The 24,138-nt window shown below is 62.6% G+C and carries 24 protein-coding genes; all 24 read right to left on the reverse strand.

Going from position 1 to position 24,138, the window contains the following annotated elements:
• Nucleotides 1–6 precede the first annotated feature (6 nt).
• Nucleotides 7–1,065, reverse strand: coding sequence for a hypothetical protein (locus BJD12_RS01200; protein ID WP_074059294.1), 1,059 nt, complete (start codon nucleotides 1,063–1,065; stop codon nucleotides 7–9).
• Between the two features lie 185 nt (nucleotides 1,066–1,250).
• Nucleotides 1,251–2,774 carry an FkbM family methyltransferase gene (locus BJD12_RS01205; RefSeq protein ID WP_005997142.1) on the reverse strand — a complete coding sequence of 508 codons (1,524 nt, stop codon included), beginning with the start codon at nucleotides 2,772–2,774 and terminating at the stop codon, nucleotides 1,251–1,253.
• A complete protein-coding gene (locus BJD12_RS01210; RefSeq protein ID WP_005997144.1) occupies nucleotides 2,771–3,394 on the reverse strand; it encodes an LbetaH domain-containing protein in 624 nt (207 codons plus the stop codon). The genes BJD12_RS01205 and BJD12_RS01210 overlap by 4 nt, the downstream gene beginning before the upstream one ends.
• Complete coding sequence (locus BJD12_RS01215) at nucleotides 3,384–4,529, reverse strand: aromatic ring-hydroxylating oxygenase subunit alpha (RefSeq protein WP_039421873.1); 1,146 nt, start codon at nucleotides 4,527–4,529, stop codon at nucleotides 3,384–3,386. Before BJD12_RS01215 ends, BJD12_RS01210 begins: the two co-directional genes overlap by 11 nt.
• 12 nt (nucleotides 4,530–4,541) lie before the next feature.
• Complete coding sequence (locus BJD12_RS01220; protein WP_005997147.1) at nucleotides 4,542–5,207, reverse strand: NeuD/PglB/VioB family sugar acetyltransferase; 666 nt, start codon at nucleotides 5,205–5,207, stop codon at nucleotides 4,542–4,544.
• Nucleotides 5,204–5,983 (reverse strand): SDR family NAD(P)-dependent oxidoreductase, encoded by a 780-nt coding sequence (locus BJD12_RS01225; protein ID WP_005997148.1) that lies wholly within the window; start codon nucleotides 5,981–5,983, stop codon nucleotides 5,204–5,206. The genes BJD12_RS01220 and BJD12_RS01225 overlap by 4 nt, the downstream gene beginning before the upstream one ends.
• Complete coding sequence (locus BJD12_RS01230; protein ID WP_228862732.1) at nucleotides 5,980–6,804, reverse strand: SDR family NAD(P)-dependent oxidoreductase; 825 nt, start codon at nucleotides 6,802–6,804, stop codon at nucleotides 5,980–5,982. The genes BJD12_RS01225 and BJD12_RS01230 overlap by 4 nt, the downstream gene beginning before the upstream one ends.
• Nucleotides 6,744–7,784 carry a ketoacyl-ACP synthase III gene (locus tag BJD12_RS01235; protein ID WP_005997150.1) on the reverse strand — a complete coding sequence of 347 codons (1,041 nt, stop codon included), beginning with the start codon at nucleotides 7,782–7,784 and terminating at the stop codon, nucleotides 6,744–6,746. Before BJD12_RS01235 ends, BJD12_RS01230 begins: the two co-directional genes overlap by 61 nt.
• 1 nt (nucleotide 7,785) lies before the next feature.
• A complete protein-coding gene (locus BJD12_RS01240) occupies nucleotides 7,786–8,010 on the reverse strand; it encodes an acyl carrier protein (protein WP_005997151.1) in 225 nt (74 codons plus the stop codon).
• Between the two features lie 64 nt (nucleotides 8,011–8,074).
• The gene (locus BJD12_RS01245; RefSeq protein ID WP_005997152.1) at nucleotides 8,075–9,184 is read right to left on the reverse strand and encodes a DegT/DnrJ/EryC1/StrS family aminotransferase; all 1,110 of its coding nucleotides are present in this window, start codon (nucleotides 9,182–9,184) and stop codon (nucleotides 8,075–8,077) included.
• Between the two features lie 117 nt (nucleotides 9,185–9,301).
• Nucleotides 9,302–10,786 carry a sigma-54 dependent transcriptional regulator gene (locus BJD12_RS01250; protein ID WP_005997153.1) on the reverse strand — a complete coding sequence of 495 codons (1,485 nt, stop codon included), beginning with the start codon at nucleotides 10,784–10,786 and terminating at the stop codon, nucleotides 9,302–9,304.
• The gene (locus tag BJD12_RS01255) at nucleotides 10,779–11,162 is read right to left on the reverse strand and encodes a response regulator (RefSeq protein ID WP_005997154.1); all 384 of its coding nucleotides are present in this window, start codon (nucleotides 11,160–11,162) and stop codon (nucleotides 10,779–10,781) included. Before BJD12_RS01255 ends, BJD12_RS01250 begins: the two co-directional genes overlap by 8 nt.
• 8 nt (nucleotides 11,163–11,170) lie before the next feature.
• Complete coding sequence (gene rpoN, locus BJD12_RS01260; RefSeq protein WP_005997155.1) at nucleotides 11,171–12,574, reverse strand: RNA polymerase factor sigma-54; 1,404 nt, start codon at nucleotides 12,572–12,574, stop codon at nucleotides 11,171–11,173.
• A 253-nt stretch (nucleotides 12,575–12,827) separates the two neighbouring features.
• Nucleotides 12,828–13,460, reverse strand: a complete 633-nt coding sequence (locus tag BJD12_RS01265; protein WP_003482986.1) for a response regulator transcription factor — start codon at nucleotides 13,458–13,460, stop codon at nucleotides 12,828–12,830.
• Between the two features lie 69 nt (nucleotides 13,461–13,529).
• Nucleotides 13,530–14,096, reverse strand: a complete 567-nt coding sequence (locus BJD12_RS01270; protein ID WP_039421865.1) for a PilZ domain-containing protein — start codon at nucleotides 14,094–14,096, stop codon at nucleotides 13,530–13,532.
• Entirely contained in the window at nucleotides 14,096–14,389 is a 294-nt protein-coding gene (locus BJD12_RS01275) for a hypothetical protein (RefSeq protein ID WP_058562342.1), read from the reverse strand. The genes BJD12_RS01270 and BJD12_RS01275 overlap by 1 nt, the downstream gene beginning before the upstream one ends.
• Before the next feature lie 8 nt (nucleotides 14,390–14,397).
• A complete protein-coding gene (fliS, locus tag BJD12_RS01280) occupies nucleotides 14,398–14,811 on the reverse strand; it encodes a flagellar export chaperone FliS (RefSeq protein ID WP_039421861.1) in 414 nt (137 codons plus the stop codon).
• Between the two features lie 150 nt (nucleotides 14,812–14,961).
• Nucleotides 14,962–16,287, reverse strand: a complete 1,326-nt coding sequence (fliD, locus tag BJD12_RS01285) for a flagellar filament capping protein FliD (RefSeq protein ID WP_058562343.1) — start codon at nucleotides 16,285–16,287, stop codon at nucleotides 14,962–14,964.
• Between the two features lie 235 nt (nucleotides 16,288–16,522).
• A complete protein-coding gene (locus BJD12_RS01290; RefSeq protein WP_005994319.1) occupies nucleotides 16,523–17,722 on the reverse strand; it encodes a flagellin in 1,200 nt (399 codons plus the stop codon).
• A 318-nt stretch (nucleotides 17,723–18,040) separates the two neighbouring features.
• Nucleotides 18,041–19,246, reverse strand: coding sequence for a flagellar hook-associated protein FlgL (gene flgL, locus BJD12_RS01295; RefSeq protein ID WP_005994321.1), 1,206 nt, complete (start codon nucleotides 19,244–19,246; stop codon nucleotides 18,041–18,043).
• Entirely contained in the window at nucleotides 19,246–21,120 is a 1,875-nt protein-coding gene (gene flgK / locus BJD12_RS01300) for a flagellar hook-associated protein FlgK (protein ID WP_005994323.1), read from the reverse strand. The genes flgL and flgK overlap by 1 nt, the downstream gene beginning before the upstream one ends.
• 11 nt (nucleotides 21,121–21,131) lie before the next feature.
• Entirely contained in the window at nucleotides 21,132–22,310 is a 1,179-nt protein-coding gene (flgJ, locus tag BJD12_RS01305) for a flagellar assembly peptidoglycan hydrolase FlgJ (RefSeq protein WP_005994325.1), read from the reverse strand.
• A gap of 1 nt (nucleotide 22,311) precedes the next feature.
• The gene (locus tag BJD12_RS01310) at nucleotides 22,312–23,430 is read right to left on the reverse strand and encodes a flagellar basal body P-ring protein FlgI (protein WP_005994327.1); all 1,119 of its coding nucleotides are present in this window, start codon (nucleotides 23,428–23,430) and stop codon (nucleotides 22,312–22,314) included.
• A 10-nt stretch (nucleotides 23,431–23,440) separates the two neighbouring features.
• Complete coding sequence (gene flgH, locus BJD12_RS01315) at nucleotides 23,441–24,133, reverse strand: flagellar basal body L-ring protein FlgH (protein ID WP_005994329.1); 693 nt, start codon at nucleotides 24,131–24,133, stop codon at nucleotides 23,441–23,443.
• Between the last annotated feature and the right edge of the window lie 5 nt (nucleotides 24,134–24,138).

Genomic DNA, 24,138 nt, shown 5'->3' on the forward strand with positions numbered 1-24,138 from the left:
GTCCCACTAATGATCGAATGTTTCGCGGGCATGGTGATGTGCCACCGCGGGCAAAGCGGGGAGGCGTGGCGCTGCCCGCTCCGGGCATAATAACTGGTGCCAGAAGGCCGGCGAAAGCAATGTCTGGAAATGAATCTGCTGGTAGATCTGTGTATCGTCATGTCGTTGCTGGTTAAGCGGAACGAATGGTTTAAAAAGCGTGTGTGCAGTTTTTCCGAACCATTCGGCTTCTTGTAAAAGGCCTGACGAAATGCCAACCAGCTCTACATCCTCACGCGTACCGAGAATCTGGTAAGCATTGTGCAGGCAGCGGATTGGGGATTGGCCAGTGATTCGCTGTAGAGTTGCCATTTCGGCGCTCGCGGCGCCTTCAGCCATGGGATGCGCTTTGTACATGAGGCGCCGGCCCTCGCATAGCGTCCTCAACTGCTCAGAAAAGTCCGCGCATTGCAATACATGCCCGCTTGGAGCGATCAATGAAGCATCGTATGGCGCCTGACCGACGAAGACGATGCCGCCGTCAAGTGGTGTAAAGGAATATGCGCGCTCGTCGTGCAGGCGACGTCGATGCATTCGCACGTTTGCTGCAAGTGTCGCGGCCTCGAGACGTAGTTCCTCCGAGCTAACGGCATGCATGGTCAAACGCTTGGTCGCCAACTGCTGCGAACTATACAGCGCCACGTACAGATCACGCGCGAAGCGAAGCGGCGAGACACGGATATCGAGAAAAGGGATGTTCGCCTGAACGCAGAAATCCATCAGCCACGGCGGCATCTCAAGCGAAATTAATAGGTCGCATGGCGGCAAGTGCTGCCTCAAATATTCTGCAGCCGCTTGCGGCAGCTGGTAGTAGTGCTTAGACCAAGAGCCAGAATCCGCAAATGCGAGGTTGTGAAAAGAATCCAGATCAAAGCCATGGTGGTGGCAGTATTCGCTATCGAGTGCAAAGCCGATCTCGATTCCTGAGCCCTGTAAAATGGGTTCTCTGATCAGATCGAAAAAAGCTTCCGGAAAGACTCGCGTATCTCTCAGTAAATCTGGAACCAGAATGATGTTGGTGGTCATCTTAATGTGTATCCAATACAGGAATTCTGACTGTCTGAAATAAAGAATAGTTTCGTGGAAGAGTACGGCCCTATGCTTTTAAGAAATTTCTGATATTTCTGGGAACTCGGGAAGGGTCGAATTGAAATTTTTTTGCGGGCGTCGGTCATCGCTCCACCCTTTCCAATTCATGAAGTTTCTCAGGCTCACATCGCCCAGGGCGGCGGTGCGGCACCGGCGACGGGCGATGCATACAAAACGAGGTCGTAGTAGTGGCCAGGAGAGTGCTGGCGTAGGCGGAAGTGATAGCCTTCCACCAATCTGTCCAGTTGTTCCACGATATCCAGTAAGTCCTGGGCGTAGTGGTAGACACAAATAGCCATACGGGGGCGCTGGGTCCGGATCAGGTGAGATGCGCCCTCTAGTGCCCTGGCTTCGAACCCTTCGATGTCCAACTTCAGTAGCGTCAGCTTTTCCAGTTCATCGTCCAGGCGCGTAGTCGCCACGGAGATGCCGCCGTTCGGCGATACATGGCTGGAAACGGTGCCCGTCTCCTCAAAGCGCAGCGTCGCATGTTCGTTAGAGATGGCTTTTTTGATGGCCTTGAAATTGTGCGGGGGAATTGGGAGAGCACTCGCGATGCCCTCCAATGTCTGGAAGTTGATGCTATCGGGTTCAAAGGCGGTGATGCTTTCGTAGCGATAGCGGGACGCGTCGATAAATTTATGCACGACTGGGCCCTGGAAGGCACCGCCATCGCAGAAATGTTCACTCTGGCCGAGCTGGAATGTGCTGCTATCAGCATATTCTGAAAAGTACTCGTTGATCGGCGTAGCCCAGCAGTCCAACAGGAAGCTGGAATCGTAGGTCACGCGGAACAACAGGTTGCTGTAGAGCGTAAAGACGCTTAAATCATCGTCCAGTCGATCTGCAAACCGCAGAAATTCGTCTAGGCGCAGAAGCGTCCGCTGACGGTATACCTGGGCAGGCTCGTATACGGCGAGCAGTCCGCAGTGAGCAACCGCCATGCAGGCATCTACCCTTTCAATGCCTGCTTGATCGCAGAGCTTGCGGGCCAAGCCCGATTCCTTCGGGCTGTAAGAAAAATCGATGGCTAACGCCTGGGAATGCTGGGCCGCTTGCTCGATGAACTGGCGCGAACTCCAACGCGGAACCCCATGAACGGTGTCGCTGTCGCTTGGCTGATCATCAACGGCGGCAATGATATGGCTGGAGCGCTGGACGATCTGTGGGCCATAAATGTTGCCAAGGCCCGAGCGCGGTTGGAGCAAAAAAAGGGGGCGCTGCTCGAAATGTGGGATCAGCGGTTCCAAAGAAGGCGCCACGCTCAGTTGCTCAATGCCCGCGCTGGTGCAGATGTCGTGTGCAAACGCCCGTCCGCGCGGGCTGCAAGCGAAATCGATAGCGATCGCATCGGCATATTGCCCAGCCTTGGCAAGAAACTCCTGACTGCTCCAGCGCGGCGCGCCGTGGATGTGGTCCAGGTGGGTGTTTTGGTCATCAATTGCGGCAACAACATGGCGCAGGTCAGCAACGACCCTGGGACCATGCACCATACCGATATAAGACTCGGGAGCGACGAGGAATACCGGGCGGTTGGCAATCGCGGGTAGGCGCGCAATGACATCCTCAAGCGCAGGGCGCTCTTGCTCCGCAATACGCAGAATTTGTTCGCGAAGCTGCTCGTTTCTTGAGTTCATGAACGTCATGTCCCGTAAGTATGAATGGGGCTGTCGTAGCGGGCGTTGAAATAGGTCTTCGCAGGCACGTCCTCGCAGTAGGCACGCGGCCAGCCAAGTTCGCAGCTTCGCCCCACCTTGACGCCCTCCCGCACAATGGCGCCGGTCCGCAGGATGCTGTTGCCGCCGATCTCGACGCCCGCGCCGATTTGCACACCATTCTCTATCCAGCATGAAGATTTGACGCGGCATGCCGGTCCGAGGTGCGCGCCGGCATGGATGACGGTGTTGTAGTCGATCCTGCACCCGTGCCCGACGACCGCATTGGCACCCACGAATGCGTTAAGCCCGATGACCGTGTCAGATCCGATGGCTGCGCTGGCATGGATGAAGGGCTCCAGCTTGAAGCCACGTTGCAGCGCTGCCTGCATCAGTTCTGTGCGCTTGAAGTTGCCGAGGCGTTCGTCAAATGCCACGAACATGGCCCCGTCACTTGGATTCAGTCCATCCAGTATGCGGAAATCGAATTCGTGTTTCTCGTCTTGCGGGACATCGATCTTGATGACCGCCTCATCCTGACGCGCCTGTTTCCAGCCATGAAAAGCCAGGTCGAGGTAGTCGCTGCTGCCGATGATCCACCTAGATTTCATGGTCGGTCTCCATCAGCGTCGTGTACCAGCGCTCGACCAGGCGATTCATGGATTCATAGGCTCCCTGGATGGGCAGAGGCGCGTCTGTGTGCAATGCCGCCTGTACCCGCTCCATGATGTCCACGTCTTCGCCCACCACCACCTTGCTGCCGTGCATCTGTGCCAGTAGCACTTGGCTGGAAGAACCGTAAGGCTGTTTCTTGCGTGCGCTAAACCAATAGATTTCCAGGTCGGTTGTGTCCGGCCCAACGGGGATATGGTGCTCCAGGGTGAAGGAATAACCGCCGTTGCCACTGGCGATATGCAGGTTTGGGAAGGCCAGCCAGTTGAAGTAGGCATCCTGCTTGCCCCAGCGTTCCACTTTATCGTGCCAGTGGAAGTGCTTGAGGTTAGGTATAGGTGCTTCCGCGCCACCGAAACTGAAGCGGCGCATCTCGCGCCTCAAGGCAGAGGGCGATGTGCCCTGCAAGGCCTCCATGGACTCCTTGGCTTGTTCCTCGTTCACCTGCGGAACGAAGCTGACGCTCTTGGCCAGGGTCTTGGGGTGGACGAAGCGCGGGTGATTGGCATCCCGAAGATTTTCGTAAGCGAGTTTCCAGTTGTACCGGCCACGCCATGTGGTCACCATGACCTCAGTGTCGTAGGCGTTGGAACTACTTTCCAGCAAGGCGATGAAGTCAGGCGAAAACTGCTCCTCAATCGGCATCGGGTTGGGGGCGAGGTTGACGAACAGCAGATTTCCCATCTCACGCAAGGCGAACTCCCGCAATTTCAGACTACGTCGTTCGTCCTCGCCGAAGCCATAAAAGGCATCGCATTCGGGGATACTCTCTACCCGGCCGTCGGCATCGTACTTCCATGCATGGTAGGGGCAGACGAGCGGACGCCTTCCCACTGCGGTGGTCTGCAGCAGTGCGCTGCGGTGCAGGCAGACGTTCTCGAATGCGCGCAGCCGGCCCTGGAAATTCTGGATCAGCACCGGAATGCCGGCGAGCCTGCGGGTGATGAAGCAGTTGTTATCAGGCACCAGCATCTTGAGGCCGGCAAACAGCCAAGCCTTGCGGAAGATCTTGCGCTGTTCGCGGGCGAAGATGTCCGTCGACAGGTAGTAGCTGGGGTGCATTCGCGATCGCATCGGCGCGGCTTCTCAAGAATCCTTGTGGTAAATGACCCTGGCCGGGTTGCCAAACACGCTGGCGCCGGCCGGCACGTCCTTGACCACGACTGCACCGGCGCCGACCACAGCGCCGTCGCCGATGTGGATGCCGGGCAGGATGGTAGCGTGGGGGTGGATCGCTACCTCATTGCCAATCACCACGCCGCCGCCGATGAAAACGAAGCTGCCGATCTGCACGTAGTCGCCGATGCTGACCTCGTGCGCGATGATCGAGGTAGAGAGCACGGTGACGAATTCGCCGAGCCGGCTGCCGGAGCCGATGGAGACGCGCGAATCGAACACGCTGCCCCGGCCTATGTAACCGGCAGCTGCTTCGCGCGAGGGGGGAGGATGGAACACAATGAAGTCGGCGCCCTTTTCGATAAGCGCCTGGGCATAGTGCCGCCTCGCCGCGGGGTTGCCGATTGCGCAGATGAAGATGTCGCCTTCCACCGGTTGGTAGGTTGCAGGGTCGCCGACGATCGGCCAGCGCGATGTGCCCTGCAAATGCGTGCGATCATCCAGGAAACCCTTGATATCCCATTCGACACCATGCGCCGGGTCCTGGTGATACGCCAGCGACGCGATGTCTCGTGCGAAGCCACCCGCGCCAACGATCAGCAGGTGATAGGGCGGAGTGGATGCATCGGCTGTCATACGAATTCCACACCTCCATCCATGCTGAAGGCCTGTCCGGTTACCTTGCTGCTCGCATCGGACAGAAAATACAGGCACGCCATCGCCACGTCCTCCGGCTGGCCGATGCCGAGCGGGTAGCGCTTGCGGCTTTCTTCGAACCAGGCCTTGTCTTCGTTGATCAGCGATGTCTCGACCAAACCGGGGCACAGTGCATTTGCACGAATCTTGCGGCGCGCCAATTCCAGCGCCAGCGGGCGCAAGGTTCCGATCAGAGCGGCCTTTGATCCTGCATACGGACCGACACCGACGGTACCCGTGAGCGCGGCGATGGACGACAGAAAGATCACCGAAGCGCCGAGCCGCAGTGACTGGCGTGCCAATAAGTGCCTGGTCAACATCACTGGTGCGAGATAATTGATGTCCATGACCTCGCGCAAAAACTTTTCGCTGACCAATTTCATGGGCGCAAGCCCACGAATGCCGGCGCTATGAACTACGCCGTCAAGTTGCCCGCAGGTAGTGGCCAACTGCTGCAACACGGTTGCGTCGCTCAAGTCGCCAACGAACAGGCAATGGCCTTCGCCATGCAGCGACGCCAGCACGGTGCGCAGGCGCTGTTCGTCACGTCCGGCAACGACCATTCGCGCACCTGCACCGGCACAGGCCCGTGCAACGGCCTCGCCAATGCCTTTGGACGCGCCGGTAACCAGAATTGTCTTGCCGGCCAGCCCAAACAAGGTGTGCAGCAGCACTGAGGTGGCGTCCGTGGAATGCATGGTGGTCTGGCTGCTCATAGGCGAATCGGCAAGGAAATGCCACCGTCGATGGTCAAGGTGCTTCGTGTGATCCAGCGGCTCGCGGCAGACAACAGATATGCCACGCCGTTTGCAACGTCGTTTGGGTCGATGCGTCCAAGTGGTGTCAGTCCGATCTTGTCGTCCATGTCCGCAGCGACGCCCAACTTTTTCAGCATCGGCGTGTCGACATAGCCGGGCGCAATGCAGTTTGCGCGGATGCCGTGCTTGGCTTGCTCAAGCGCGAGCGTGCGCACAGCTGCCTCCAATGCGGCCTTGGATGCGGCGTAGCCGGCAGCGGCCTGTGGTGCGGCGCGTGCAGAGAGCGCAGACACGTAGACCAGCGATGCGCCTTCGGCCAGCCGCCGTTTGAAAAGCAATTGCTGCGTCAAGGTGATCGGTGCCAGATAATTGATCGACAGCATGTGCTGCAGATGTTTTTCTGCCGCCATCCGGAATGGCACAAGTGCAGCGACGCCTGCGCATGAGGCAACGCCGTGATAGCGCTCGGATGCCCCCAATAAGCGGACCCGGGTCTGCTCGTCGGTCAGGTCGCCCGCGATGACGCTGTGACCACTCCCAGCCAAGTCGGCAGCTACATCTTCCAAACGTTGCATGTCGCGGCCATTGAGCACGACAGTGGCGCCTAACCGGGCGCATAACGTAGCAACTGCTGCGCCGATACCCGAGGACGCACCCGTGACCAAGATTGTTTTATCGATCAGCCCGAATGCATCGGTTGTTGCGATTGAAGCCATGCTCATGACTCGATCAGACCTGGAAACACTGCACCATCGATCTCCACCAGACAGGTACCCCACGACAGCCCGATGCCGAAGCCACACAGCAGCACGCGCTTGGGTCCTGATTCCAGTTCCTTGTTGATGCGTGCGGTCATCGTTACCGGCAGCGATGCGCCACTAGTGTTGCCGAAATCGCGCAACGTGGAGGGCACCTTTTCCAACGGCAGGCCAAGCTTCTTGCGGATGGTCTCGTTGATCATGCGATTGGCCTGGTGGAAGACGAAGTAATCCACCTCGTCCTTGGACATGCCGGTGTAGTCGAGTAGCTTCTGTACCGCAGGCGGAATGCGTTGGGTTGAAAAGCTCAGCACTGCCACGCCATCCAGTTGCAGGTCTACACCACGCTTCCACGCACCGTCTGGCTCATCGCGATACGGCACCAAGTGCTGCATGCCGACCGGCTCCCGATGCCCGCCCACTGGCAGGATGATCGCCCTGTAGCCGCTGCCATCGCTGTTGAGGTCGAAATGCATCGGCGGTGCGTCTGCACTGAATTCCAGCGCGGTAGCGGTACCGGAGTCGGAGAAGATCGGGTCTTCCAGGTTTGCGCTGCGGTCGCCCACCAGCAGCAGGCCCTTCTTGACGCCGCCGGCGGCGATCATCGAGCCGAGCAGGTTGATGCCGAACGGGTAGGCCGAGCAGCCCAGGTTGACGTCGAACGCCACCGTGGCATGCGACAGGCCGAGCCGGTCCTGCAGGATGATGGCGGTGGCTGGAATCGGATAGTCCGGCGATTGCGTCACCACGATCAGTGCATCGATCTCTTCGCGCTTCCACTGCAGCTTTTCCAGCAGCACTTCCGTCGCATCGAAGGCCATGTCGGAGAAGCACTGCCACTCCGAGGCCATGCGCCGCGTCTCGATGCCGATGTTGCGCACCAGGCGCTCGCGCTCGGAACGGATCTGCGGCCGGCAATCGGTGAGATTGGACACGACCCGCTTCGGCACGCAGGTCGCCATGCCGGCAAAGCGGACGTTGTGCAGCGTGGAGGTCGGCATGTTACGCCTCGGTCAGTTTATAGAGATCGCCCACAGTGATTGCAGTGGTCAAGTCATCGCCGGTGATGGTCTTGCTGTATTCCATGTCGAACATGACGATCACGCCCAGCGCGGCCAGCGAATCCCACTCCGGCAATTCCAGCAGCACGGTGTCCAACGTGACCTCCACCGGTTCCTGGAAGTCGGTGGCGGAGAGGAAGTTCTCGATAAATGTTGCCTGGGTCATACGATCTCGCCTGGTTGCCTGTTGAAGAGATGGGAGTCTGAAGTGCAGATGCAGCGTGTTGCGATCATGTTGCCTGTGCGCCGGCGATCAGGTCGGCGATGCTGTCGACCTGATCGCTGTGCAAGCCGGGAAAGATCGGTAGGCACAACACCTGCGCCGCCACCGAACGCGCCACCGGCAGCCATGCCGGCGCCGACGAGGGCAGGGCGCGATACATCGGGAAATCGCTGATCAATGGATAGAAATAACGTCGTACCAGAATGCCGTGCTCGCGCATCAATTGGTATAGCGCATCGCGCGCCAGCGGGTAGTCGTCCTGCACCAGGATCGGAAAATACGCATGATTGGCGCTGGAATGCTGCGGTGCTGCGACGCAGCGGATGCCGCGCACCTCGCTCAATCGTTGCCGGTACTGCGCATCGATGGCGCTGCGTTGCGCAATGGCCTCGTCGATGTGCTTGAGCTGCAACAGGCCGAACGCTGCGCTGATCTCGTTCATCTTGCCGTTGATGCCCGGCGCCACCACCGTGGTTTCGTCGACGAAGCCGAAATTCTTCAGATGCCCGATGCGTTGATAGGTCCTTTCGTCCGGGCACACGATGGCGCCGCCCTCGAAGGTGTTGAACACCTTGGTGGCATGAAAGCTCAACACGCTGAGGTCGCCGTGGCGCAGGATGGAGCCGCCGTCATCGCGTACGCCAAACGCATGCGCCGCGTCGTAGATCACCTTGAGGTTGTAGATGTCGGCGATGCGCGTGATGGCAGTGGTATCGCACGCGGTGCCATAGCAGTGCACCGGCATGATCGCGGTGGTCTGCGGGGTGATGGCCGCTTCGATCTTGGACGGATCCATGTTGAGGGTCACCGGGTCGATATCCACGAACACCGGGGTGATGCTTTTCCACAGCAGCGAATGCGCCGTGGCCACGAACGAGTAGGGCGTGGTGATCACTTCGCCGGTGATGCGCAGCGCCTGCAAGGCGGTGATCAACGCGGTGGTGCCATTGGTCAGCAGGGCCAGGTGCGGCACGCCCAGGTAGTCGCACAGCGCCTGCTCGAGCGCACGGTGCATCTCGCCCCCGTTGCTGACGATGCGACTGGTCCAGATCCGTTCCAGATACGGCAGAAAGTCTTCCAGCGGCGGCAGCAGCGGACTGGTGACGGGGATGGGCATCAATGCCTCGCTGGGACGGGTGAATGTCGGGATTCCGCCGCAGCCGATGGCTGCGGTCGGTCTACTCCGGAGGAAGCAAGCGCTATGCCAGCGGGCGCTGGCGGAGCCGTGGCCGGCTCAGTTCGCCAGCTCGGTCTGCTCGCGGTCGATGCCGTACTTGCGCAGCTTCTCCACCAGGGTGGTGCGGCGCAGGCCTAGTAGTTGCGCCGCATGGGCGACCACGCCCTGAGTGCGTTCCAGCGCCTCGTTGATCAGTGCCAGCTCGATGTTGGCCATGTGGCCACGCAAATCGATGCCATCGTCGGGCAGGCTGGCAGCAGAGGCCGGTTCGGCATCGGCGGTCTTGGGCTGCAGCGTCACCACATTGCTCGGCAATGCATTGACGTCGGCAGGCGTCGCCACCAAGGCCGGCTCCGGCGGCAGCTCGACCGGAATGGACGATGCAAAGTCGCCGCGATACCGCGCCGGCAGATCCTGCACGCGCACCAGCCCACCGGGATGCAGCACCGCCAGGCGCTCCACCAGATTGGTCAGTTCGCGTACGTTGCCGGGCCAGTCGTAGCTGCGCAGCGCCTGCAGGGCTTCGTCGGCAAAGCGCACTTCGCCGCGACCGGTACGTGCCAGCTGGCCGGCGATCGTCTGCACGAGCATGGCCAGATCGTCCACGCGCTCACGCAGCGCCGGCATCTCGATCGGAAACACGTTGAGGCGATAGAACAGGTCCTCGCGGAACTGGCCGTCGCTGATGCGGGTTTCCAGGTTGCGGTGGGTCGCGGCAATCACGCGCACGTTGCAGCGGATGGTCTGACCACCGCCAACACGTTCGAAGCTGCGCTCCTGCAATACGCGCAACAGCTTCACCTGCATCGGCAGGCTCATGTCGCCGATTTCGTCCAGCAGCAGCGTGCCGCCTTCGGCCATCTCGAAACGGCCCTTGCGGGTGGTCAGCGCGCCGGTAAAGGCTCCCTTCTCGTGCCCGAAGAGTTCGCTTTCCAGCAGATCCGGCGGGATCGCGCCGCAATTGATGGCCACGAACGGCCCATCGCGGCGCGGCGAGTGCTGATGGATGGCGCGGGCGACCACTTCCTTGCCAGTGCCGGATTCGCCAAGCACCAGCACGGTGGTGTCGAACGCGGCTACCTGGTCGATCAGCCGGCGCAGGCGGGTGACCGCCTCGCTGTTGCCGGTCGGGCCGGTGTCCTGCTGCACGCCAGCCTGATGCTCGGCATCCAGGCGCTTGAGGCTTGCGCGGCGCAGCAGCGCTTCCAGCTGTGCGTGACGCAGCGGCGTGTCCAGCGCCCAGACATTGGCCTCGTGCAGGCCATGGGTCTGCGCAAACGTGGTCGGGCTGCCTTCCATCAACAGCACCGGTGGCGGCAGCTTGGCATCGGCCAGCCAGTCGAAGAATTTGTCGGCCTGCGCGGCGTCCTGCGCCGAGCCCACCATCACCGCCATCCACTCATCGTGGCGGTGACGGCCAGGATTGATGTCGGCGCCGTCGGTGACCCAGCGGGGATTGAAGTCCATGAATTCGAGCAGCGACACGGTGCGCTCGGCGCGCACGGCGTCACTGTCGATCAACAGAATGCGGGACTCACTCATTCCTGGCTCCTTCCGTCAGGCCCTCCAGGATTGGCATGACTTCCTGGATATAGGACAGCTTGCTGACAAAATTGTCAGCACCCGCGCGAAGAGCGTGTTCACGATGCTCGGCATCGTCGAAGTGGCTCGCGATGACAATATACGGCGGATCATCCTGTGTCTTGATCAGACGCGTGGCCTGCAGGCCGCCCATCTCGGGCATGGCCAGATCCATCAGTACGACATTGGGGCGCAGCGACTCAGAGCGCTCGATCGCTTCCAGCCCATTGGCGGCACTGCCCACGATGTTGAGCCACTCCACTTTGCGAAAATGACGCATCGCAGCGTTGATGAAGCCCTCGTGGTCGTCGACCAGCAGCACGGTGAGTTTGCTCATAGTAGTCCTTATCCCGCTCGCGCAAGCAGCGGTTTGTTAGTGCGGCGGCGCTCGCGGGCCGGGGCGATGTCCAGTTGTTCGCGGTACTTGGCCACGGTCCGGCGCGCAATATTAACGCCCTGACGCGACAACAGGCCGGCGATGGCTTCGTCGGCCAGCGGGCGACCCGCCGGCTCGCTCTCGATCAAACGACGCACCATGGCCTTGACGGCCTGGCCGGAGACGCTGGCGCCTTCCAACCGCACGGCGAAGAAATGTTTGAGTTCGAAGGTGCCGCGCGGGGTTTGCAGGTATTTGCCGGTGGTGATGCGCGAAATGGTGGATTCGTGCATGCCGATCTCGTCGGCGATTTCCTTCAGCGTCAGCGGTGCCATCGCTTCTTCGCCGCGCGCCAGGAAAGCAGCCTGGCGTTCGACGATCGCACGCGTGGCGCGCAGCAAGGTTTCGTAGCGCATCGACAGGCCGCGGGTCAGCCAGCGCGCTTCCTGCAGCATGTCACGCAGCGGCTGGGCGGCGTCGCCGGCCTCGGCCAGTGCGCGTTCGTGCACCGGGTTGATGCTGACGCGATGGGTGGTCGCCGGATTCAACGCCACGCGCCAGCTGCCGTCGGCATGCCAGGCGAGCACATCCGGAATCACGCTGGCGTTGCTTTCCTGCAGCAGGTCGTCGCCCGGGCGCGGCTGCAGCGACAGGATCAGTCGCACCGCTTCCCGCGCATCGTCCACTTCGGCATCGTGCGCACGCGCCAGCAGCGCGTAATCGTGGCTGGCCAGCATATCCAGATCGCCGGCCAGGATGCGCGCGGCCAGATGGCGGGCCGGGACGCGGCCGGGCAGGGCGTTCAACTGGGCTTGCAGGCACTCGCGCAGGTCGCAGGCGGCGAGGCCGGCCGGGTCGCCGTGCAGCAGGCGTTGGCGGATCGCTTCCACTGCCTCGACGGTCATACCCAAGCGCGTGGCGCCGAGCCGCTGCAGCGTCGACAGCGCCTCGGTCAGATACCCGGCATCGTCGGTCTGCTCCAACCAGAACGCGGCGGCCCCCAATGCGGCCTCGTCCAGGTCCAGCGCCAGTTCGCGCAGGATGCGCACATGCGGGTCGGTGGACTCGCCGGCGGCCACGCGCTGCATGCGATCGTCGTCGCCATCGTTCCAGCTGCTGCTCTGCACGTCCCACATCGTGCTTTCCGGCAACTCGTCAAACGCGGCGATATCGCTGGCGCCATCGTCGTTGGTAGTGGCCTCGTCCCCGTTATCGGCCAGCTCTTCCAACTCCAGCAACGGATTGGTTTCCAGGGCGCGACGGATTTCCAGTTCCAACTGCATGCCGTCCAATTGCAACAGACGGATCGACTGCAGCAGCTGCGGGGTAAGGTGCAGTTGCTGGCCAAGCTGGGCGGAAATGGTCGTCTTCATGGAAGCGCTTCCGAAGGGCACTGCGTGCAGCAGCGATGGAACGCATCTTGCAGGACAAAGCGACGGGTTTCTAATCAGGGAGTCAGGTGAGGTGACTGATGATTTTCCTGACAGCCTGTCAGGAGGCTCCTGACATCATAGGCGGGCTCAAGCGTGCCAGCCGGAATTCCGTCACAGTTTTCGTTGCAGCGGCCCTGCGCGGGCCACGCCTGTGTTTCGAATCACCGATCACGGCGATTGCAGCGGCAATCGCTCAGACCAGTTCGTTGTGATGCTTGGCGGCCAGCAAGACCAAGTCGTTGGCGCGGCGGCAGCCCAGCGACTCCATCATGCGCGCACGATGGGTTTCGACCGTCTTTACACTGATACCCAGATCGGCAGCGATTTCCTTATTGCTCTGTCCACGGCCGATTTCGCGCAGGATTTCGCGCTGACGTGGGGACAGGGCCGCGATGCCGACGGGTTTTTCGCGGCCCAGCATCGGCGCGATCATCTTGGACGAAATCTGCGGGCTCAAGAACACCTGGCCAGCAGCGGCGGCGCGCAGCGCCAGTTCCAGCTCCAGCGGCGCAGCGTCCTTGACCACGAAACCGACTGCACCACGATCGAGCGCATCGCGCACGTGCACCGGGTCGTCGTGCATCGACATCATCACCACATGTGTGCGTGGCGCAGCGCGCAGCACGTCGGTCATGGCATCTAGGCCGCTGCGGCCGGGCAGGGACAAGTCCATCAGCACCAGATCCGGTCGATGCAGGGATGTCATGTCCAGGGCTTGTTGCGCGTTGCTGGCCTCACCGACGACATCGATGCCGGCGAAGGTTTGCAGCAGCCTGGACAGGCCTGCACGGACAAGGGTGTGATCGTCGACGATGATGACTCGCACGGCGCAGAAGAGACCTTTTTCGGTATAGGGCACCTTAGCCGACCCGGCGCCTGACGCCAACCATTGGTATTAGCGTTGGCGACGGGCGTCTGCGATCTGACGGCGGTGCAAACGAAACAGATGACGTTCCAGGGCGTCCTGCAAACCTGGCGACAGCGGCCCGAACCGCAGCCATAGCCACTGATCGTGACCGTCGCTGGCACTTGCCAGCACCGCGGCGGGAAGCTGTACCAATTCAGGAAGCCAGTCGGACGGCTGCAGGCAAACGTTGCCGGTGGTGCCAGGTGCGTGGCTGGTTGCGCAGTTCAAGCGGATGCCGCGGACCGACCAATGCACCACGTTCTGGATCAGGCCGCTGTCGCCCTGGCGGACCAGGCGGCCGATCAGTGCCAGCATCAGATCGAGCTTGGCATCCATGCGTTGCACCAGCAGCGGCAGGTCGCCGCGGTCTTCGCTGGTTTCTTCGCTACGCAGGTCTTCGACCTGTCCCAGGCTGCGCAGCAGTGTTTCCGCGGCGCTGTGCGAGCCCGCATCGGCACCGGCGTGGAACCCGGCAGGCAGGCGCAGTTCGCAACTGAGCGTGTCGGCAAACAGCTCGGCATCGGCAGATGGCGCGAGTGTGCCGAACGCGGTCATCAGATCCGTCCGACCCGGGCGTAGGCGAGGCTGGCCGACGACGAGGTGCGCTGGGCGCGGATCAGATCCAGCAGCTTGCGGCGACGATCGAGCATCATCCGCATCAAATCCTGTTGCATCGTCTGCAAGGTCTGCAGCGCGTCGCGGTCCTGGCTCAGATCCACGTGCTGCGCATACTCGCGCAGGTGCAGGTCGTGGTTGTCGAGCAGGAACGGCATCGCCTCGAAATCCTCTTGCGCCATGGCAAGGCGGAGGTCGGCAATTTCGGCTTGAAGGCTTTGCGCGCTATGCATGGCTGAACTCAGGAAACCGCAGCGAGGCCGCGTTGTTCGAGGGGGATGGAGTTCCACGCCGAATCGATTTCGCTGAGCAGATCCAGCGCTTCGGTCAACGCGGTGTCGTCGTTGTGCAGATTGGCTGCGGTCAGACGTTGCATGACGTAGTCGTACAGGGCCGACAGGTTACCAGCGATCTCGCCGCCGGCTTCGTGATCGAGCGAACCGTTCAAGTGACCGACGATCGCGCAGGCCTCGCCAATGGCCTTGCCCTTGCGCGCCTGGTCGCCCTGCGCCAGGCAGGCCTGGGCCAGACGGATGCGCTGGCAGGCACCGGCAAACAGCAGCGACACCAGCTTGTGCGGGTCGGCTTCGGTCACGCTGGTGGACACGCCGACCTTGCGGTATTGCTCGGCGTACTGACGATTGGAACCGTACATGGATGACTCCTCAATGGGCTGACCTTCGCGGGTCCCGGAGCGCTGTGCTCCTGCGACGACGCTCCTGCCGGAAGGCAAGGCCGAAATCACGATAGGCCCTTCTTGTATCGGCAAGACCCTTGCAGGACTTGAGGATCTGCATCACGGAAATCAGCCTGTGAGCAGGCTGCTAAGCGAGCTGGTGCTGCCCTGCAGCTTGCTGATCATGGCTTCCATCGCGCTGAACTGGGCGGTGTAGCGGTCGCTGAGTTTTTCCATGCGCGCATCGAGGTCGTCCAGGTCCGACTCGTAGCCCTTGATGGTCTTGTTCAAGCTGTCCGAGCGCAAGGTCAACGTGCCGTTGTTGGCGTTGACGTTGCTGTCCAGCAGCTTGGTCATGCCGGCGCCAAACTTGCTGTCCTTGCCGAGCACCTCGGCGGCAGCGCCGCCGTCGGAGGCGATGGCGGTGTCGAACTTGGCGCCGTCGAAGCTCATCACGCCATCCTTGTCGATGGTCAGGCCCAGCGCCTTGAGCTCGTTGACGTTGCCGCTGACCTGGCCACGCAACTGCTGCTGCAGGCCACGCACCAGCGCATCGCCGGTCAGTGCCGAGGCGGTCTTGGTGACCGTGTCGTACGCGCTGCTCTTGGCCAGCAAGGTATTGGCGGTGTTATAGGCGGCGGCGAAGGCGGTGAGATTGCCCTTCAGGCCGCTGGTGTCGGCGGCGATCCCCAGGTTGAACTTGGTGCCTTCGGCGGCCTTGGTCAGGTTGAGCACCACGCCCGGCACGATGTCGCTGATCGTGTTGGAACTGGAAGTGCGCTCGAAGCCATCCACGCGCACCAGCGCATCGGCAGCGGCCACCTGCTGTGTCATGCCGCCGGTGACACCGGCGCCGAAGGTGAGGCTGCTCAGGCTGGGGTCGCTGGCGCTGATGGTCAACGCGCCCTTGGTGCCTGGATCCACTGCATTGAAGACCAGATGCTGGCCATCGTTGGCGGTCACCACGCTGGCCGTGACGCCCTTGCCGCCAGCAGCCTTGTTGATGGCGGCAGCGATGTCGGTGAGCTTGTCGGTGCCGCTGATGTCGACGGTGACGCTGTTGTCGCCGTAGCCGATCGTCAGCGTGCCGCTGCCGACCGTGGCATCGGCGGTGAACGCGCCGGAGGCCAGTTTTTGCGAAGTCGCCAGCGAGACCACTTCCACCGAATAGTTACCGGGCGCGGCCGAGCTGGTGGTGGTGGCGGTGAAACCGGCATCGGTCGGCACCGTGGCCTTGTAGGCGTTGGTGTCGGCGCTGATGACGACCTTGTCCAGCGCAGACTTGAGCGTGGTCATGCTGCTCTTGATCTGGCTGATGGCCGACAGTTGGGTGGTCGCTGCGGTGCCGGCCTTGTTGATGCGCGCCTGCTCCGGATCCCGCTGACGGGATACCAGGGTGGACACCACGGTGGGGATATCCAGTCCTGAAGCAGAAGTACTGATCAACGATGCCATGTTGCATTCCTCGTCTGGGCATCCGGACAGCGGATGCATGGGATCACAAGACGGGTATCGGCCGCATCCGGGAGGACTTTAGTGGCGCCGACGCGTCTTGCTGACCTCCAACCGATGCAACTTGCATGCCGGCCGTGCCAATCGACCGGCGTCAAAAAAACCGCACCCACAAAAAAGCCCCTCCGAAGAGGGGCTTTCGATTTGCTGCAACGCTTTGCTGGATGACTGCGGCAAGTTACTGCAGCAGGCTCAGCACGTTCTGCGGAACCGACTTGGCCTGGGCCAGCATCGCGGTACCAGCCTGCTGCAGGATCTGCGTGCGGGTCAGCTCTGCGGTGGTCTTGGCGTAGTCCGTATCCGCGATGCGGCTACGTGATGCGGACAGGTTCTCCGAGGTCGCGCTCAAGTTGGCGATGGTGGAGGTGAAGCGTTTCTGCACCGCACCCATGTCGGCGCGCGAGGAGTTGACCGTGGTCAATGCCTTGTCGACGATTTCAAGGGCCTTCTGCGCGCCGGAGAACGTGGAGATATCCAGGCTGCCCAGGGTCGAAGCGGTCGAGCCGGACGCGGCCGAGGCGGTGGTGATGCCGGCGCCGACGGTGATGCCAGCGGCGCTGGAGGTACCGGCCGACAGCGAGGTGAAGTCCTGGCCAGCCTTCAGCGATTCGATCTGCAGCGTACCGTCGGTCTTGATCGAGGCATACATGCCGGTCTGGTCCAGCTTGTCGTTGATCGCCGCGGCCACCTTCTTGTTCACGTCAGCCGCAGTGTCGCCGGCACCGACCTTGACGTCGGCGATGGTGACGCTCTTGGCCGAGCCGCTGGCGTCATTGAACGACAGGCTGATGCCGCTGACCGAACCCGAGGCGGTGGCGGTGCCGCTCACACCGGCGCCGGAGACGGCGGCAGCGAAGCTGGCCTTGCCCAGCGAATCGATGTTGGCGTCGGCGATGCTGTTGATGCCGATGGTCTGGCCAGCATCGGCACCGACCTGGAACAGCGCGCCGCTGAACGAGCCGTCGAGCAGCTTGGTGCCGTTGAAGCTGGTCTGATTGGCGACGCGGTCGATTTCGCTGGTCAGCTGCTTGACTTCGGAGTTCAGCGCTTCGCGGTCGGTGGACGAGTTGGTCGCATTTGCCGACTGCACCGACAGCTCGCGGATACGCTGCAGGTTGTTGCCGATTTCCTGCATCGCGCCTTCAGCGGTCTGGGACAGCGAGATGCCGTCGTTGGCGTTGCGCGAGGCGACGTCCAGGCCACGGATCTGAGTCGTGAAGCGCTCGGCGATTGCGCCGCCGGCCGCATCGACCGAGAAGCTGGTGATGCGCTTGCCCGAGGACAGCTGCTGGATGCTCAGCGCCAGGCTGGAGCTGTTGGTGTTGAGGTTACGCTGAGCGTTCAGCGACATTACGTTGGTGTTGATTACCTGTGCCATTTTGATTTCTCCTAAGCGATTTTTCCGGCAAGGGGGACTTGCCCGGAGCCTCCGCAGGGGGGCCATCAAGTTGGCCGTTGCCGCTGCTGAGATGAATAACGGCGTTGCGTCGGGAACCTTTAGCGAAATTCAGTATTTTTTACTGTTTTTCTGCGTAAGGACGAAAAGCGTAAGCGTTGTGTATCAAGGGGTTTGGTTTATTCGGCAGCACCCCGCCAATCTTTAGCGTTGGTATAACTCTTCGAAAAATAAACTCCGTCCGCCTGCGCAAGTGCCCGCACGCAGGAGCGAAGAAAACCCAGTTTTCCTGCGGCAAAATCAGCGGATCAGGTTGAACAACGACGACGACTGCATCTGCTGAAAAATCGTTTGAGCGGCCTGCAACGAGGCCTTCTCGAGTTGGTACTGCCCAATGGCCGAGGCGTAATCCAGATCGCGGATCGACGACAGGGTGGTCTTGAGCGTGACTTCGTTGGATTCGAGCAAGGAGTTGGCATTGTCGATGGCCGACAGCTGCGCGCCGCCTGAGGCGCGCGCGTCGATCATCTTCGACGAGGCCTGAGCAATGTCGCGCATGGACGTCTGCAGCGTATTGATCATCGTGGCCTTCTGCGGCTGTGTCAGGGCGTCGGAATTGAGCGCGCCGACCAGATCGTCGATGGTGGAAAACACATCCTTGGTGGTGGATGCGCCAATCTGGAAACTGTCGCCCACTGCCGGTGCGCCACTGATGCGCATGCGCAGGCCGGCCGCCGTGATGTCTGCGCCATCTTTATAGGTGCCGGTGCTGACCACTGCATTGGTGCTGTCGCGCACTTCATAGGTGTTGGCGGCGGTGAATTGCACGCTGTAGCTGCTGCCGTTCCAACTGCCAGTGCTGGCATCGCGGCTGAAATCCAGCAGCAGCCCGGTGCCGGTGTTCGCGGTGTTGGCGTGCGCATCCACGGTGCCGTCGCCGGTGCGGATGCGCATGAAAATTTCGCTGCCGGGCAGGGTGTCGCTGACGAAGGTGTCCGGCGCCACTTCGACCTGCTTCTGGGTCTGGTCGCCGTTGTAGGTGACCCCGCCATTGCTCTTGATGAATGGCGCACTGCCGTCGGCGGTGCCGCCGAACAGATAGCGCCCGGTGCCGTCGGTGCTGTTGGCCAGGCTCACCATGCTGTCGCGCAGCGAACTCAGTTCCGAGGCGATGGCCTTGCGGTCGTCGGGGGCGAGCGCGGAACTGTTGGCCTGGATCGTCAGCTCATTGACGCGCGCCATGGCATCGCCGGCGCGCGCGAGGACGTTTTCCTGCAGACCCAGCCGGTTCTGCACGTTGTTGGCGTTTTCGCCGAACCGGGTGATTGCCGCCAGGGCGCGATCCAGGCCCACCGCGGTGCCTGCCGCCACCGGGTCGTCCTTGGCGGTGACCAGGCGCTGCCCGCTGGAGAGCTGCGACTCGAGCTGGTTGAGCCGCGTCTGCTTGGCGCCCATCGATGCGATCGATTGGCTGTACATCATGCTGGTGGAGATACGGTCGGTCATCAGCGTACGGCGCCCAGGATGGCTTGGAAGATGGTGTCGGCGGTGGAAATCATCTGCGCGGCTGCCTGATAGGCCTGCTGCAGCTTGAGCATGTTGGCGGCTTCCTCATCGAGGTTGACGCCGGAAATCGAATCGCGGCTGGCTTGCGCCTGATCGTTGATGACCTTCTGCGCGTCGGCGGCGTAATCGGCCGCGCGCGCGGCCGAGCCCACCGAGGTGGTCAGCCCCGACAGCGCGCCATTGAGGGTGACCGTGCCGCTGTTGAGGGCTTTGGCATCGTCGATCTTGGCCAGCAACTTGGCATTGCCGTTGTCGCTGGAGCCGGCGCCCATCGGGCCCACGCCGAAGGTGTCGCCGGCCTTGGGCGCGCCGTCCAGTGCGAAGCTCCAGCCATTGGCGCTGATGGTCTGGCCGGCGGTGTAGGCGAATGGGCCGGTACCGTCGATGGTGTATTGATTGGCATCGATGAATTCCACCGACGACGGGGTCAGCAGCGCCGGGTTCTGCGCATTGGTGACCTTGACGTCGCTGATCTTGCCGGTGCCCAGGTTGGCGATCGTGGCGGTGGCCTTGACTGGCGTCGCCGCGGCAATGCGCGACGGGTCGGTGATGGCAACCGACAGCGTGCCGGCCAGCCCGGCGGTGGGCTGCAGCAGGAACTTGTCGCCGCTGGCCGGCGCGCCGCCCACCACCATGCGCACGCCATTGAGCACCAACGGGTCGGCTGCAGTGCCGGTGCCTGTCATCGGTACGGCCGCGCCGGTGCTGGCGCTGGTGGCCTTCCACGCGGTGCCGTCGAAGCTGAGCGTGACGTTCTGCCCGTCCACGGCCGACATGTTGCTGAAACTGGCGGTCAGCGCGGCGGTGCCGGTGTTGTTTGGATTAGCGGCAGTCGTGGGCGAGCCGACATTGAAGAAATTGCCGCCCATCGCGCCGTACAGATCCATGCCTTGCGCGTGACCGGCATTGAAGGTGCTGGCCATGCCCACCGCAAGCCGGCCCAGTTCGGCCTGGGTCGGCTCCAGTACGCTGCTGCGAAACTCGAGCAGGCCGCCGATCTGGCCACCCAACGAATTGGCGCTGAGGCTGACATTCTGCCCCTGGGTCTGCATCGCGACTTGTAGCTTGGTCGGCTGGTACGGGTCGGCAACGGTGGTGAGCTTGGACGAGGTGGTCCCCACCACCAGCGCCTGGCCGCCGGCGGTAAAGACATTCATGAAGCCGCCGTCCTGGATCACCGCAGTGCCGCCGGTGTAGCCGACCAGTTTGCTCACCAACGCATCGCGTTGGTCCAGCATGTCCGGTGCGGCGTTGGCAGCACTGTTGCCGATGGTGCCGTTGATCTTGGCGATCTGCTGCGTCAAACGGTTGACTTCGTCCACTGCGGACGTCAATCCGCTGTTGACCTCATTACTCAGGCTGTCCATCTGCCCATTGAGTTGCTTGAAACGCGTCGCCAGCGAGTTGCCGCTGTCGAGCATGCTCTGCCGCTCGGCGGTGGACGATGCATTGGACGACACCGCGCTGGTGGAGTCGAAGAAGTTCGACCACAGCCCGGCGACATTGGTGGCGGTGTTGGAATACAGCGCGTCCACGCGGTTGGACAGCGACGACAGCTGCTGCAGCCGCGACAGTTCGCCGCCGCTGTCGAGCAGGCGCGAGATGGCCAGCTGGTCGGCCACCCGGCCTACATCGGTGATCTTGGCGCCATTGCCCACGAACGCGTAGCCCATGTCGGTGGGCGTACGCGTTGCAAATTCCACGCGTTGGCGGCTGTAGCCTTCGGTATTGATGTTGGCGACGTTATGGCTAACGGTTGACAACGCCCGTTGGAAGGCGATGAGCGCGCTGGTCCCGGTGGACATGATGGACATGGGCGTTTACCTCAACGACGGATGGTGCCAAGCCCGGCAGGCTCGGCAGTGCTTGCGTAACGGTTGGACAGATCTGCCGTTGCGTTGCCGATGGCGGCGACCGCACGGTCGATGGTCGGGCCGTTGGCGATCGCCGCGATCTTGGCGGCGTAGCCTGGATCGGTGGCGTAACCTGCCTGTTGCAAGCCGCGTGCAAAACCCTTGATATCGGTGCCGGCCTGCAGTGCGGGCTGGTAGCGACTGTTGTTCTTCAGCAGGCGCACGTAGTCGGCAAAGCTTTCCTCGGCCGAGCCATAGGCACGGAAATCTGCGGTTTCGGTGGTCTTGACGCCGTTGACGTATTCGTGGGTGCCGGTAGTGACCTTGTTGCCGCTCCAGCCACTGGCCTTGATCCCGAACAGGTTGTTGGAATCGCCGCCGTTGCCGATGCCGCGCCGTCCCCAGCCGGTCTCCAGCGCGGCCTGCGCGACCAATGCACGTGGGTCCACACCCAATTCGCGCGCGGCTTTCTGTGCATGCGTCCAGATCTTGGCGACAAAGCCTTCCGGCGTGCGCTCGCCCAGGCTGGCAGCAGCGCTGCTGGCCGCGCTCGCGCTGACCGCTGCGTTGGCATCGGCGGCGTCGCTGGCGGCCACATCGGCCCAGCGGTCGTTGGCCGACGGCCAGCTCAGCGCGGCAGCGTCGTCGCTGCCGGCATCGCTGCCGCCGCTACGCCCGGCGATCAGATCCAGCACCTGGCTCATGCCCACGCCGCCCAGGCTGCCTGCAGTGAGTCCACCCATCGTGCCGGTGCCGGCGGCGACGCTGTCGACGGCGCCATCGCGGGCAGGCAACGGCAACGAGGCATCGCGCTTGCCGGCCACCAGCGCATACGCCTTGGCGGCGTTGGCGGTGCTCAGCGAGGTGTTCAACGCCGGGCCGCCGACATCGCCGCTCAGCTGCTTGGAGATCATCGCCGACAGGCCCAGCCCCTTGCCCTCGGTCAACGCCTTGGCCATCTGCTGGTCGTACATCTCGCGAAACATCTGGTTTTCGCCCGGAAACATCGGGTCGCCGGAGCTCGCATCGCGCATGCTCTTGACCAGCATCTGCGCGAACTGGCCTTCGAGCTGACGTGAGACCTTGTCGATCTTGGCCGGATCGGCCTTGGTGCTCGGGTTGAGATCAATGGGCGAGGCTGCGATACGCATGTCAGATCACCTCTAGCTCCGCCGTCAGCGCGCCAGCCTGCTTCAGGGCTTCAAGAATGGCGACCAGGTCGCCGGGAGCCGCGCCCACTTCGTTGACCGCGCGAACGATCTGATCGAGCGTGGTGCCGCCTTCGAACTTGAACATGCGGCTGCCTTCGGAGGTGGCCGTGATCGTGGACTGCGGTGTCACCGCCGTGCGGCCGCCACTGAAGGCGCCCGGCTGGCTGACGTTGGTGTTCTCGCTGATGGTGACGGTCAGCGAGCCATGCGCGATGGCGGCCGGCATCACCCGCACCAGTTGGCCGATGACCACGGTGCCGGTGCGTGCATTGACCACCACCTTGGCCGGCGCGTCGCCGGGCGAGAGTTCGACGTTCTCCAGTCGCGCCAGTAGGCCGATACGCGCGCCCGGGTCGGTCGGCGAGCGCACCGACACGGTCACGCCATCCACCGCGCGCGCGGTGCCGGCGCCGAAGCTGCTGTCGATCGCCGCGACCATGCGCGAGACGGTGGTGAAGTCGTTCTGATGCAGGTTGAGGGTGATCTCGCCGCTGCCGGCAAACACGTCCGGCAGCGCGCGTTCAACGGTGGCGCCGTTGGGGATGCGGCCAACGCTGGGAATATTGACCGACACGCGCGAACCGTCCTTGCCCTGCGCACCGAAGCCACCGACCACCAGGTTGCCTTGGGCCATGGCATACACCTGGCCGTCGGCGCCTTTCAGCGGTGCCATCAGCAATGAGCCGCCGCGCAGCGACACGGCGTTTGCGATCGAGGAGACGGTGATGTCGATTGGTTGGCCGGGCTTGGCGAACGGCGGCAGCTCGGCGTGGATCGCCACGGCCGCGACGTTTTTCAGCTGCGGGTTGACGTTCGCCGGAACATTGACGCCCAGCTCGCCGAGCAGGTTCTTCAGGCTCTGCACGGTGAAGGGCGCCTGGCTGGTGCGGTCGCCGCTGCCATCCAGGCCAACCACCAGCCCGTAGCCGACCAGCGCGTTGCCGCGCACGCCGCCGACCTGGGCGAGATCCTTGATGCGTTCGGCCGATGCCGGTGCGGCAATCGCGCACAGCGCGACGGCGGCGGCGAGCAGACGGAAGGGCAGGGAAGACAGATTCATGGTCGCAGGCTCAGTAGGGCGACAGACGGGAATTGAAGAAGCGGCTCAGCCAGCCCATCGCATTGGACTGGGCGATGGCGCCGCGGCCGCCGTAGGCGATGCGGGCGTCGGCCACCTTGCTGGACGGCACGGTGTTGTCCGGGCCGATGTCGGCGGCGCGCACGATGCCTTGCACCTGCACCAGCTCGTCGCCCTGGGTCAGGCGCAGGTTCTTCTGCCCCTGGATCACCAGATTGCCGTTGGGCAGGCGCTGCATCACGGTGACGGTCACGCTGCCCTGCATGCGGTTGCTCTGCGCTGTGTTGCCCTTGCCGGCAAAGCTGCGGTCTCCGTTGGTGAAGTTGCGCAGCACGTCGGTGCCGTTGACGGTGAGCGGCACGCCGAGCAGCGTGGGCGTGCTCATGTCGACGGTGTCGGCCTTGCTGATGCTGGTGTTGGCGGTGGACGAGGCGGTGGTGCTTTCCACCAGGTTCACCGTCAGCAGGTCGCCGACGTCGCGGGCGCGGCGGTCGCCATACAGGTTCAGGCTCGGGCCGGCGGCATAGATCGCACCGGCGGTGGGCTGCGCCACCGGCGCGACCACCGGCACGATCGGCGCCAGTTCGGCGAACGGCCGTACATCGCCGGCTGCCACGCAGCCACCCAGCAGCGCGCTGCAGGCGATGGCGAAGCACAGGGAGGATAGAGAGGGCAGGCGGGACATGGCGT

It is taken from the genome of Xanthomonas vesicatoria ATCC 35937 (assembly GCF_001908725.1).
Lineage (GTDB): Bacteria > Pseudomonadota > Gammaproteobacteria > Xanthomonadales > Xanthomonadaceae > Xanthomonas > Xanthomonas vesicatoria.